The 11,875-nt window shown below is 69.0% G+C and carries 10 protein-coding genes and 1 pseudogene; 8 read left to right on the top strand and 3 right to left on the bottom strand.

Features of this window, described 5'->3' with window-relative positions; genetic code table 11:
- Window positions 1-52 precede the first annotated feature (52 nt).
- Both ON20_RS18000 and ON20_RS17995 read right to left on the bottom strand, forming a co-directional pair.
- Entirely contained in the window at window positions 53-385 is a 333-nt protein-coding gene (locus tag ON20_RS18000) for a hypothetical protein (RefSeq protein WP_051162726.1), read from the bottom strand.
- Window positions 386-526: 141 nt separating this feature from the next.
- The gene (locus tag ON20_RS17995; protein ID WP_083865015.1) at window positions 527-1,621 is read right to left on the bottom strand and encodes a helical backbone metal receptor; all 1,095 of its coding nucleotides are present in this window, start codon (window positions 1,619-1,621) and stop codon (window positions 527-529) included.
- A 356-nt stretch (window positions 1,622-1,977) separates the two neighbouring features.
- On the opposite strand from ON20_RS17995, the gene ctaD reads away from it, so the two are divergent.
- From ctaD to ON20_RS17975, 4 genes are all read left to right on the top strand, one after another.
- Window positions 1,978-3,720 carry an aa3-type cytochrome oxidase subunit I gene (gene ctaD, locus ON20_RS17990; RefSeq protein WP_040836996.1) on the top strand — a complete coding sequence of 581 codons (1,743 nt, stop codon included), beginning with the start codon at window positions 1,978-1,980 and terminating at the stop codon, window positions 3,718-3,720.
- Between the two features lie 348 nt (window positions 3,721-4,068).
- Window positions 4,069-5,277, top strand: a complete 1,209-nt coding sequence (serB, locus tag ON20_RS17985) for a phosphoserine phosphatase SerB (RefSeq protein WP_040836993.1) — start codon at window positions 4,069-4,071, stop codon at window positions 5,275-5,277.
- 287 nt (window positions 5,278-5,564) lie between these two features.
- Window positions 5,565-6,431: an aminoacyl-tRNA hydrolase gene (locus tag ON20_RS17980; protein WP_083865014.1), complete on the top strand. Its 867-nt coding sequence runs from the start codon at window positions 5,565-5,567 to the stop codon at window positions 6,429-6,431.
- Window positions 6,432-6,476: 45 nt separating this feature from the next.
- The gene (locus ON20_RS17975) at window positions 6,477-7,313 is read left to right on the top strand and encodes an ABC transporter ATP-binding protein (RefSeq protein ID WP_040836991.1); all 837 of its coding nucleotides are present in this window, start codon (window positions 6,477-6,479) and stop codon (window positions 7,311-7,313) included.
- Window positions 7,314-7,638: 325 nt separating this feature from the next.
- Here ON20_RS17975 and ON20_RS39020 read toward each other — a convergent pair.
- Window positions 7,639-7,866 (bottom strand): annotated as a pseudogene (locus ON20_RS39020) (cytochrome c oxidase subunit I); the annotation flags it as partial.
- Window positions 7,867-7,969: 103 nt separating this feature from the next.
- On the opposite strand from ON20_RS39020, the gene ON20_RS17970 reads away from it, so the two are divergent.
- The 4 genes from ON20_RS17970 to ON20_RS17955 all read left to right on the top strand — a co-directional run bounded on the left by ON20_RS17970 (window position 7,970) and on the right by ON20_RS17955 (window position 11,875).
- Window positions 7,970-8,803 carry an NUDIX hydrolase gene (locus tag ON20_RS17970; RefSeq protein WP_169332353.1) on the top strand — a complete coding sequence of 278 codons (834 nt, stop codon included), beginning with the start codon at window positions 7,970-7,972 and terminating at the stop codon, window positions 8,801-8,803.
- Between the two features lie 11 nt (window positions 8,804-8,814).
- On the top strand, window positions 8,815-9,591 hold the full coding sequence (locus ON20_RS17965; protein WP_040836989.1) for an enoyl-CoA hydratase-related protein: 777 nt from the start codon (window positions 8,815-8,817) through the stop codon (window positions 9,589-9,591).
- 79 nt (window positions 9,592-9,670) lie between these two features.
- Window positions 9,671-10,645 (top strand): class I SAM-dependent methyltransferase, encoded by a 975-nt coding sequence (locus ON20_RS17960; protein WP_040836986.1) that lies wholly within the window; start codon window positions 9,671-9,673, stop codon window positions 10,643-10,645.
- Complete coding sequence (locus tag ON20_RS17955; protein WP_040836984.1) at window positions 10,646-11,875, top strand: class I SAM-dependent methyltransferase; 1,230 nt, start codon at window positions 10,646-10,648, stop codon at window positions 11,873-11,875.

The following is an 11,875-nucleotide window of genomic DNA, read 5'->3' as shown; positions in this document are numbered from 1 at the left end:
ATCGGGCCGCGCGCCCGAGTGGACGGATCGCGCGGCCGGCGCGGAACCAGGGTCAGGCGGATCCCTGGGCCGCCGGGTGGTCGCCTGTGGTGAGCGGGGCGTCGGAATCGGTGTACACCGGTGTGCCGTCGATCTCGAGGACGGCGTGTTCGACCATGACCCGTTCGATCGGTGAGTCGACCGAGATCGCTATTCGGGTGCCCGGTTCGTCCCGGTGCCGCAGCGGTACCCGGGCGAGGCGGTTGGGTCGGCGGTCCGATTCGGGATAGGTGAGATCACAGTCAACGCTCGACACCACCACCGCGTTCGGATCGACCTCGGGAAACGCCTGGGGCGACGCCACGGTGGGGAGGTTGGCGACAAGCGATGCGGACCATGTATACATGGCGGGTATCCCTCGGGTTGAGGAGCCGGATGGGTATGTATCCGAGAATCCTGCCACCGCGGGGTTACGACAGCCCCCCGCAGCGCTGGTCCACACCCACCACAGGTGGGCAAACCACACCCCCAAGGGGTGGTTGACGGTTCAGTCGCCGCCGTAGGCGTTGAGCGTATCGGCGATATCGCCGAGCAGCGCCCGGGCCGCGGTCAGGCCGGTGGTGTGCCAGAGTGCGTCGTCCACCACGAAGACCCGCTGATCGCTCACCGCGCCGAGTTCGAGCCACGGATCGGATTCCATCACGGACTTACCGTGTTCGAGCCCGGCCTCACCCGCGAACATGACATAGATGACATCGCCTTCGGCCTGCACGGGGTCGGCCTCGTCGAGAGGGAACGAACGACCCCGCTGCGCGGTCGGGCGCTGGGCGCCGATATCGGCGAGCACACCCGCGGCGAAGGTATCCGACCCCACGACCTCGCCGCCGTCGGCCGTGAAACGGACCAGCGAGGCCTGGGTGAGCCGGGAATGGAGGGTGTCGCCGATCTCACCGGCCTCGGTGCGGTAGGCGCCGAGCGCGGCGTCGGCGGCGCCGGCGCGGCCCATGGCGGTCGCCAGCGCGGTGAACTCGTCCCGCCACGAGTCGTGCTCGCCGACCAGAACGGTGGGCGCGATGGCGCGCAGCGCGTCGTATCCGGCACTGTCGGTGGAAACCCCACCGAGGATCAGATCCGGCTTCAGCTGCGCGATGAGCGCCGGATCGGGAGCGTTGGCCGTGCCCACGCCCGGGATTTCCAGCACGCCGTAACCCAGATAGGACGGCTGGGTGACCGGACCCGGCACCGTGGTGGCGCCGACCACCCGCTCCCACAGGCCGACGGCGCAGGTGGCGTCGAGTGCCGAAGTCCCCAGCACCACGATGCGCTGCGGATCGGCGGGCACCTCGGAGACACCCGCGGCGTGTGTGATGGCGCGGGTGGGGCCGGCCGCCGGGTCGGGCGCGGTGGGCAGCGCGCACGCGCGCGTCGTATCGCGCCCCGGCCCGACCACTCCGGCGCCCGCGATCTTCGTGGTGGTGCGGATGATGGACGCGGAATCGTCCGGTGTGCCGGCGCAACCGGAGACGCCCAACGCCACACAGGCAGCCGCGATCACGGACCGGCCGACCAGGCGGCCGGTCCGCCCGAGCGGCCTGCCCGGGCGAACAGTGCGGATTCGGGTGCGTACAGCGCTCACCGGCATGCCGGTGAGGGTACATGCCCGAAGCGGTTCGGCTCTTCTCGCCGCCGACGCCGAACCCGGCTCCGCTCGGGCCGAGCGGCACCGTCATCCGGCCGGATCGGCCGCCCCCGGCGGGAACACCCGGTCCGGGCTCCGGAACTCATCGGTGCCGGACAGGGCCCGATCGGGCCGGCTCCGATGGACCACCCGCCCCGTCGGGCCCGCCGTATACGACACAGAGTAGGACCCGATCGGCCCGGCGATGAGGCACGGTCTACGATTCGAAGAGCGCAAGCGAACCCTTGGCCCTCCCGTACGCGGGAGGGCCGCTGACAGTGGAGCCTGCGGAGCGACCCGAGGCACCTTCAGGAGGATCAGTGACTGCCGTAGAGCCCCAGAAGCCAGTCCCTCGAGTGGAGGCGGCTCGCCCATTCCCGGCGCGGACCGGTCCCAAGGGGTCGTTCATCTACAAGATGGTCACCACCACGGACCCCAAGGTCCTCGGTGTCATGTACCTGACGACCTCGATGGCGTTCTTCCTCATCGGCGGCCTGATGGCCCTGATGATGCGTGGTGAACTGGCACGTCCCGGCCTGCAGTTCCTCTCCCCGGAACAGTTCAACCAGCTGTTCACCATGCACGGCACGATCATGCTGCTGTTCTACGCGACGGCGATCGTGTTCGGTTTCGCCAACATCATCCTGCCGCTGCAGATCGGCGCCCCCGACGTCGCCTTTCCGCGCCTGAACGCGTTCAGCTACTGGCTGTACGCGTTCGGCGCCACCATGGCGACCGCCGGTTTCATCACCCCGGGCGGCGCCGCGGACTTCGGCTGGACGGCGTACGTGCCGCTCACCGACATCCTGCACTCGCCGGGTGTGGGCACCGACCTGTGGATCATGGGCCTGGCCGTCTCCGGTCTGGGCACCATCCTGGGCGGTGTGAACATGCTGACCACCGTGGTGTGCCTGCGCGCACCCGGTATGACCATGTTCCGGATGCCGATCTTCACCTGGAACATCGCCGTCACCAGCGTGCTCGTGCTGCTCGCCTTCCCGCTGCTCACCGCCGCGCTGATGGGTATGGCCTACGACCGTCACCTGAACGGCCACATCTACGATCCGGGCACCGGCGGCATCCTGCTCTACCAGCACCTGTTCTGGTTCTTCGGCCACCCCGAGGTGTACATCATCGCGCTGCCGTTCTTCGGTATCGTGTCGGAGATCTTCCCGGTGTTCAGCCGCAAGCCGATCTTCGGCTACACCACCCTGGTCTACGCGACCCTGGGTATCGCGGCCCTGTCCATCGCGGTGTGGGCGCACCACATGTACGCCACCGGCGCCGTGTTGCTGCCGTTCTTCTCCTTCATGACCTTCCTCATCGCGGTTCCCACCGGGGTGAAGTTCTTCAACTGGATCGGCACCATGTGGAAGGGACAGTTGACGTTCGAATCACCGATGCTGTTCTCCATCGGCTTCCTCGTCACCTTCCTGTTCGGTGGTCTGTCCGGTGTCATCCTGGCCAGCCCGCCGCTGGACTTCCACGTCACCGACTCGTACTTCGTGGTCGCGCACTTCCACTACGTGCTCTTCGGCACCATCGTGTTCGCCACCTACGCCGGTATCTACTTCTGGTTCCCGAAGATGACCGGCCGCATGCTGGACGAACGCCTGGCGAAATGGCACTTCTGGACCACGTTCATCGGTTTCCACATGACATTCCTGGTCCAGCACTGGCTGGGCGCCGAGGGCATGCCGCGTCGCTACGCCGACTACCTGCCCAGCGACGGCTTCACCGGCCTGAACACCGTCTCCACCATCGGCGCCTTCGTCCTGGGCGCGTCGATGCTGCCGTTCCTGTGGAATGTCTTCAAGAGCTACCGGTACGGCGAGGTGGTCACCGTCGACGACCCGTGGGGTTACGGCAACTCGCTGGAATGGGCCACCTCCTGCCCGCCCCCGCGGCACAACTTCTACGAACTGCCGCGGATCCGCTCCGAGCGTCCCGCGTTCGAACTGCACTACCCGCATATGGTCGAGCGCATGCGCGCGGAGGCCCATGTCGGCTGGGGCACGGGCAAACACGAAACCCACGACGAGGAAATCCTGGTCAAGAGCTAGCGGAAGCCATCAGTTCGCAATGAGTGTGCACCCGTCACCCCCACGGCGGGTGCACACTCGTGTAGAGACACGGATGACACCCGCCCTCTCCCCGCACGGCCCAACCCTGGTGGTCGGGACCCACTCCAGGCCCCGGCCGACCGGACCCACGTCGCGCCGGCGACACCGCGCAGAAAGGGCAAGGCCCCGGGCTCGCGAAACCACAAAGGGTTGCGGCCCGTCTCGCGTTTCAGCGCCCGAAGCGCATGCGCCGAAGGCGCGAGTCTCGGGCGCTGAAACACGAGACCCGCAGGGCCGCAACCCCGCGCCGCCGGCAGGCGGCGCAATCAGACACAGGAGCGCACTGATTTGGCCGAGACCACCGTTCTCGTCACCGTGACCGGACCCGACCGGCCCGGTGTGACGTCCGTGCTGTTGGCGACCATGTCGCGGCATCGGGTGAGTCTGCTCGACGTCGAACAGGTCGTGATCCGTGGTCGACTGACCCTGGGGGTGCTCATCACCCGCCCGAGCGATCCGGAGGCGCTGCAGGACGAACTCGAGGAGGCGATGAACACCGTTGGTATGACCGTGGAGGTGGATATCGACGCTGATCCCACCCGCGGCCCCGTCTCCACACACGCCGTCGTGGTGTTGGGCGCCCCGGTGACCGCGCACGCGTTCAGCACCGTATCCCGGCAGCTGGCCACACTCGGGGTCAATATCGACTCCATCCGGGGTATTGCCGACTATCCGGTGACCGGGATGGAGCTGTTGGTCACCGTGCCCGAGTCCGCCGCCGACGAGCAGCTGCGTACAGCACTGGCCGATGTCGCGGTCGCCGAGCGGGTCGATATCGCGGTGGAGCGGGCGGGTCTGGCGCGGCGGGCCAAGCGGCTGATCGTCTTCGATGTCGACTCCACCCTGATTCAGGGGGAAGTGATCGAGATGTTGGCCGCGCACGCCGGGGTGGAGGAGCAGGTCCGGCAGGTCACCGAAGCGGCCATGCGCGGCGAGATCGACTTCGCCGAATCCCTGCGCCAGCGGGTGGCGACCTTGGCCGGGTTGGACGAGTCGGTGATCGAGGCGGTCGCCGCGCGTATCGAGCTGACCCCGGGCGCGCGCACCACCATCCGCACGCTGCGGCGGCTGGGTTTTCGCTGCGGGGTGGTCTCGGGCGGTTTCCGGCAGGTGATCGAACCGCTCGCCCACGAGCTGGAACTCGATTTCATGCAGGCCAACACCCTGGAAATCGTGGACGGGCGACTCACCGGGAGGGTGGTCGGCGATATCGTCGACCGGGCCGCCAAGGCGTCGGCGCTGCGCCGGTTCGCGGCCGAGGCCGGGGTTCCGATGGAACAGACCATCGCCGTCGGTGACGGCGCCAACGATATCGATATGTTGAACGCGGCCGGTCTCGGCGTGGCGTTCAACGCCAAACCCGCCCTGCGGGAGGTCGCCGATACCGCGCTGTCGCAGCCGTACCTGGACGCGGTGCTGTTCATTCTCGGTGTCACCCGCGACGAGGTGGAAGCCGCCGACGCCGAGGACGGGCTGCTGCGCCGAGTGCCGCTCTAATGGCGCTGTGTCTGATTGCGCCGCCTCCGGCGGCGCGGGGTTGCGGCCCTGGCGGGTCTCGCGTTTCGGCGCCCGAGACTCGTGCCTTCGGCGCATGCGCTTCGGGCGCTGAAACGCGAGACAGGCCGCAACCCTTTGTGGGCCTCGTAAGACTCGGCACATCGGGGCGGGCGGTTCAGGGCCGAGGTGGGTCCGACGGTGACGGATTCGATCGGGCGCCCGGCGGCGCCGCACGAGAGAAAATCGCTCGCGGTCGCTGGGTAGGCTGACCGAAGTCGATTTTTGGCATGGGAGAGTGGGTGGAACCGATCAACCCGGACAGTGCGGTGAGCTGCCGAGAATATGACTCCGTGGGGCAGGGGCCCGACGATTGTCTCCGGACCGACGAATCGACGCGGCCGGTGTTTTCGGTGGCGGCGGACAGCGGTTTCTCCGCGCGCCACGCGGAACTGGCGGCCGGTTACGGCGGTGGCGGCGACCCCGAGGATCCCGCTTTGGTCCAGGCCATGCAGATGGTGCTGCACCTGCCCAAAACCGATCCGCCGCCGCGTAGCGCGCTGCTCGCCGCGGCGGCCGCCGCGGCCGTGGCGCTGTGTCTGGACCCGAGAGTGGGGCCGGGCGGGGAGTGGGAGCAGCGGTATCTGGCCTGGAAGCGGTCCCGTATCCGGAAGGTGGCGCGGCGGGCCCGGGGGGCGCAGTGGCGTGCCGCGAACGAAGTGGAGGGCGTCACCGTCGATATCGACGGGGCGCAGGCGCGGGCATTCGTGCCAGGCCCGGTGGGGGCGGTCGATCAGCGTATTCGCCGGCTGCAGATCGGCGGCACCGACCTGGAACACGACGACCCTGGTCCGCCGCCATCCGATGTGCCGGTGCTGTGGGTGAACTCGGCTCTCGAGATGACCCTCGGCAAGGCCGCCGCCCAGGTCGGCCACGCCGGTATGCTGCTCGCCGGTGCCCTGCCCCTGGAGGAGGCGAGGCAGTGGGCGCAGCGGGGATTGGGCTGTGCCGTCCGAGAAGCCGACTCCGAGCACTGGGCCCGGCTGAGCCGTATGGTCGCCGCCGGCACGGCCGTGGCGGTCCGCGATGCCGGTTTCACCGAAGTTGCCCCCGGTTCCATGACGGTTATCGCCACACCGGCCGGTCCGGTTTCCTGAGTACGGTGTGGCCCGATGGCGCATACCCGGTCACCTCGAGCCAAGATGGAGCGCGTGCCACACCCCGATCCCGATCTGCTCATCGACTTCACCGACGTTACCGTCCGCCGTTCCGGGCACACCTTGGTGGGCCCGGTGACCTGGCGGGTCGAACTCGACGAACGCTGGGTCGTCCTCGGCCCCAACGGCGCGGGCAAGACCTCGCTGCTCCGGGTGGCCGCCGCGGAGACCCATCCCACCTCCGGGACCGCCCACCTGCTCGGCGAAATCCTGGGCAAAGTGGACATCAGCGAGCTACGTCCACGGATCGGCCTGTCCTCGGCGGCGCTGGCCGCCCGGGTGCCGGCCGATGAACGGGTTCTCGACCTGGTGGTTTCCGCCGGTTACGCGGTTCTCGGCCGCTGGCGGGAACGCTACGAGGACATGGATACCGACCGCGCCATCGACATGCTCGAAAGCCTCGGCGCCGAACATCTCCTGGACCGCACCTACGGCACCCTGTCCGAGGGCGAGCGCAAACGCGTCCTCATCGCCCGCGCCCTCATGACCGACCCGGAACTGCTGCTGTTGGACGAACCGGCCGCCGGTGTGGACCTGGGCGGTCGCGAGGAATTGGTGGAACGCCTCGGCGATCTGGCCGCCGACCCCGACGCCCCCGCCACCGTCCTGGTCACCCACCATGTCGAGGAGATCCCGCCCGGCTTCACCCACTGTCTGCTGCTGAACGAGGGTGAGGTCGTCGCCCAGGGGCTGCTCGGCGACGTCCTGACCGCCGAGAACCTCAGCGAGGCATTCCGCCAGTCCATCGCCTTGGACCGTGTCGAGGGCCGCTATTTCGCCCGCCGCGCGCGCCGTCTGGGCCGCCACCGCAGTCGTGTCTAATGGCGCCGCCTTCGGCGCATGCGCTTCGGTCGCTGAAACGCGAGACGGGCCGCAACCCTTTATGGTCTCGTGAGCCTGGGGTTTGTCTTCCCCTGTGCCGCCGGTGCGTGACGTCGCTCCGGGCGGTTCGGACGCCGGGACGGGCCATGTCGGATTGTGTCGCCTCCTGGTGGCGTGGGTTGTGCCCCTGCCATCTCGGATCTTCCCTTTCCGCGTGATGTCGCTTCGGTTGGACCAGCGCGAGGCAGCAGGGGCGTGATCCCGGGGTTTGTCCGTCGCGCAGCGGCGGGTGTTCGAGCCCTGTCCCTATACGAAGGTGCGGTCTCTACACGAGGGTGCGCCTGTCGTACGGAGGTGAGGGGGCACATTCGTGCCGGTTGCCTTCGCCGGCTCTCGACCGGGGCTTCCTTGTCGTGGTTTCGTGTTCGTCCGATCCTGGCCGACTTCGGTCTCTACGTGTATGCGCCGGACAGTGCGGTTCGAACGCGGGACACTCGGAGCGGATACGCGGCAGTTCGTGGAAGTTGTGCCGTGGGGGCGGGGAACACGGGGTGAGCCGGGTGCCGAGGTGGTGAGGCGGTTAGTGTGCTGGTGTGAGTGAGACGACAGTGCCGGATTCTTCGGAGGTGCCGGAGGCCAAGGACGCCTCGACGGTCATGTTGGTCCGGGATGGCGCCGGGGGGCCGGAGGTGTTCCTGCAGCGGCGGGCGGGGGCCATGGCCTTCGCGGCGGGGATGACGGCGTTCCCCGGTGGGCGGGTCGACCCCTCCGACGCGGAGATCGACATCGAATGGGCCGGGCCGCCGCCCCGGTGGTGGGCGCGGCGGTACGGGGTCACCGAACCGCGGGCGAAGGCGCTGGTCTGTGCGGTCGTGCGGGAGACATTCGAGGAATGCGGGGTGCTGTTGGCCGGTCCCACCGCCGATACGGTGGTGGCCGATACCGCCGGCTACCGGGCGGCGCGGGCGAAAGTGGAGAGCCGGGAACTGACACTGGCGCGGTTCCTGGCCGAGGAGGGACTCGTGCTGCGCGCCGACCTGCTGCGTCCCTGGGCGCGCTGGGTCACCCCCACGGTCGAACCCCGCCGCTACGACACCCACTTCTTCGTCGCGGTACTGCCCGACGGACAGCTGGCCGACGGCGCGACCTCGGAAACCGATCATGTGCAGTGGTGCACCCCGGCCGTCGCGCTGGATACCTGGCGGGCCGGCGAGCATGTGCTGCTGCCACCCACCTGGTCGCAGCTCGACGCGCTGAGCCGCTACGACTCCACCGCGCAGATCCTCGCCGCGGAGCCCGACATCACGCCCATCCGGCCGGAGTTCGGCGAGGTGGCCGGTAGGAAACTGCTCCGGTTCCCGAACAACGAGCGGTATTTCGCCGAGCTGCCCGATCCGTCGCGGCTGGTCGGGTCCACGGGGATCCGGAATACCGATCCGTCGCTGCTCGGCGGTTTCGCGGGTGCGAACGAACCGGAGGGCACCCGGTAGTGTCTGGGTCCATGGCCGAATTCGTGACCCTGGATCAGCTCGACGGCGAGCACCCGCGCCGGGTAGCGGTGCTGCGGATCAACCGCCCGCCGGTGAACCTGCTGAATGCCCAGGTGGTGCGGGAGGTGGCGGCGGCCGCCGCCGAAGTGGCCGCCGATCCGCGGGTCGCGGCCCTGGTCGTCTATGGCGACGAACGGGTGTTCTGCGCCGGCGACGACCTCGCCGAACTCACCGAACTGGACAGCGCCCGGGCCGCCGCCATGGCGGCGGATCTGCAGCACGCATTGGGCTGCCTGGCCCGTGTCCCGCAGCCCACGGTCGCCGCCATCAGCGGTTACGCCCTCGGCGCCGGTCTGGAGTTGGCCCTCGGCGCCGACCGCCGCATCGCCGGCGACAATGTGAAGCTGGGTTTTCCGCAGATCCACGCCGGACTCATCCCGCTCGCCGGTATCCGCCGGCTGGCCGGCCTCGTCGGCTCCGGCGCCGCCAAGGACCTCGTCTACACCGGCCGTTTCGTCTCCCCCGACGAGGCGCTGAGTATCGGCCTGGTCGACCGGATCGTCGCCCCCGACAACGTCTACCCGGCCGCTGTCGCCTGGGCCCGTCAGTTCACCGCCGGCCCGGCCCGTGCCCTCGCCGCCGCGAAGGCCGTATTCGAAGCCGGCGCGCACGGCCACGACCGGGCTCGCACCGAATGGGCGGAACTCTTCGATACCGAGGACCGGCTGATCGGCACCCGCTCCTACGCCCGGAACGGCCCCGGCTCCGCGCGGTTCGTCGGCCGCTGATGGCGGTCGCCTACGCCCGGGCCGTGCCCGTGACCGGCGGCGGATCGGCGTCCGGCCCTGTCCATTAGGCTGTGCCACCATGACGGTACGCCCAGACGACCCCGCACCGAACCCGCGCGCCACCGCGGCGCAGGTCGAAGCAGCTTTCGAGGACACCAAGCTCGCCCAGGTCCTCTACCACGACTGGGAAGCCGAGACCTACGACGACAAATGGTCCATCTCCTACGACCAGCGCTGTATCGACTACGCCCGCGGACGTTTCGACGCCGCCGTCGGCCCGGTACAGCTGCCGTACGAGCGGGCGCTGGAACTCGGCTGCGGTACCGGTTTCTTCCTGCTGAACCTGATGCAGTCGGGCGTCGCCAAGCGCGGTTCGGTCACCGACCTGTCGCCCGGCATGGTGAAGGTCGCGCTGCGTAATGCCGAGAACCTCGGCCTGGACGTCGACGGTCGCGTCGCCGACGCCGAGACCATCCCCTACGACGACAATACCTTCGACCTGGTCGTTGGCCACGCCGTCCTGCACCACATCCCCGATGTGGAACTGTCGCTGCGGGAATGTCTGCGCGTCCTCAGGCCCGGCGGCCGTTTCGTCTTCGCCGGCGAGCCGACCACCGTCGGCAACCTCTATGCCCGCAACCTGGGCAACATCACCTGGAAGGCCACCACCACCATCACCAAACTCCCGTTCCTGCGGGATTGGCGGCGGCCCCAGGCCGAGCTGGACGAATCCTCCCGGGCTGCCGCACTGGAGGCCGTGGTCGACCTGCACACCTTCGACCCGTCGGAACTCGAGGCCATGGCCCGTTCCGCGGGCGCCGTCGATGTCGCCGCACACACCGAGGAGTTCGCCGCCGCCCTGTGGGGCTGGCCGGTGCGCACCTTCGAGGCCGCCGTTCCGGAGGAGAAGCTCACCTGGCGCTACCGGATGGCCATGTACCGGGCATGGCTGGGGCTGAGCTGGGTGGACGAGAAGGTCATGCGCCGTGTGGTGCCGCGCCGGTTCTTCTACAACGCCATGATCACCGGGGTGAAACCGGTCACCGCCGAATAAGTGGGATACGACTTCGATCCGGCGGATATCGAATACCTCACCAGTGCGGCCGGTGGTGTCGCGCTGCTCGAGGTCGACCGATTGGAGTTGTCCCCGGCTACCCGTGTGCGCGATGTGCAGCGGGTCCGTCGAGAGCACGGTGCGCGGGCGGCGGCGCTCGTCGAAACGGTGCGGTTGCGTCGCCGTGCGGCGGCCAAGCTGACCGACGCGCGGCAGTGGCTGTTCACCGACGACGCCCTGCAACAGGCCACCCCTACTGCGGTGGCCCGGCATCGGGCCGCGCGGTTGGCCGGTCGCGCCGTGCACGACGTGACCTGTTCCATCGGTGCGGAGCTCGCCGAGTTGGCGCGGGTCTGTCCGGCCGTTATCGGTAGCGATCTGGATACCGTCCGGCTCAGGATGGCCCGGTACAACCTGGCGCACCGGGATGTGCCGGCGGCCACGGCGACGGGCGCGGTCCCGTCGAAGCGGAATATCGTCCTGGTCCGCGCCGATGCACTGCGGCCCTGTAGTACCGACACCGTCGTCATCGCCGACCCGGCACGCCGCGCGGAGGGCAGACGCACCTACGACCCGGCGAAACTGCAACCGCCGCTCCCGGAGCTGCTCGACGCCTACGCCGGACGCGATCTGGCCGTGAAATGCGCACCCGGCCTGGATTTCGACCGCCTGGCCTGGCCGGGCGAGGTGGAACTCGTGTCGCTGGACGGCTCCGTTCGCGAGGCCTGCCTCTGGTCCGCCGGTCTCACCGATCCGGGCATCACCCGCCGCGCGACCGTCCTCACCACGAGGGGCGCCACGATGACGCTCACCGACGCCGACCCCGACGATATTCCCGAGCGCGAACCGGGAGAGTGGATCATCGATCCGGATGGTGCCGTGGTCCGCGCCGGCCTGGTGCGCCACTATGCGGCGCGGTACGGTCTGTGGCAGTTTGATCCGCGAATCGCGTACCTCACCGGCGACCAGGTCCCCGACGGCGTCCGTGGGTTCCGCATCCTGGACCGCCTCGACTTCCGGGAGAAGTCGCTACGCGCGGAGCTCCGCCGGCGCGACTGTGGACCCCTGGAAATCCTGGTCCGCGGGGTGGACGTCGACCCCGATCGGCTGCGACAGCGCCTGAAGCCCGCGGGTACCCGACCGTATACCGTGGTCATCACCCGAATAGGCCGCAGCCCGCTCGTTTTCCTCTGCACCGCACACCGCGGTGCGGAACACGGGACCTCGTAG

It is taken from the genome of Nocardia brevicatena NBRC 12119 (assembly GCF_000308495.1).
GTDB lineage: Bacteria > Actinomycetota > Actinomycetes > Mycobacteriales > Mycobacteriaceae > Nocardia > Nocardia brevicatena.
Note: the sequence above shows the minus strand (reverse complement) of the source record. Positions and strands in the feature narration are given on the sequence as shown.

Excerpts from the sequence above, each read along its gene's own strand:
- ON20_RS17995 (WP_083865015.1), bottom strand. The coding sequence starts at position 1,621 with ATGCCGGTGAGCGCTGTACGCACCCGAATCCGCACTGTTCGCCCGGGC.
- ON20_RS17980 (WP_083865014.1), top strand. The coding sequence starts at position 5,565 with ATGGGAGAGTGGGTGGAACCGATCAACCCGGACAGTGCGGTGAGCTGC.
- ON20_RS17965 (WP_040836989.1), top strand. The coding sequence starts at position 8,815 with ATGGCCGAATTCGTGACCCTGGATCAGCTCGACGGCGAGCACCCGCGC.
- ON20_RS17970 (WP_169332353.1), top strand. The coding sequence starts at position 7,970 with ATGTTGGTCCGGGATGGCGCCGGGGGGCCGGAGGTGTTCCTGCAGCGG.
- ON20_RS17975 (WP_040836991.1), top strand. The coding sequence starts at position 6,477 with ATGGAGCGCGTGCCACACCCCGATCCCGATCTGCTCATCGACTTCACC.
- ON20_RS17960 (WP_040836986.1), top strand. The coding sequence starts at position 9,671 with ATGACGGTACGCCCAGACGACCCCGCACCGAACCCGCGCGCCACCGCG.
- ON20_RS18000 (WP_051162726.1), bottom strand. The coding sequence starts at position 385 with ATGTATACATGGTCCGCATCGCTTGTCGCCAACCTCCCCACCGTGGCG.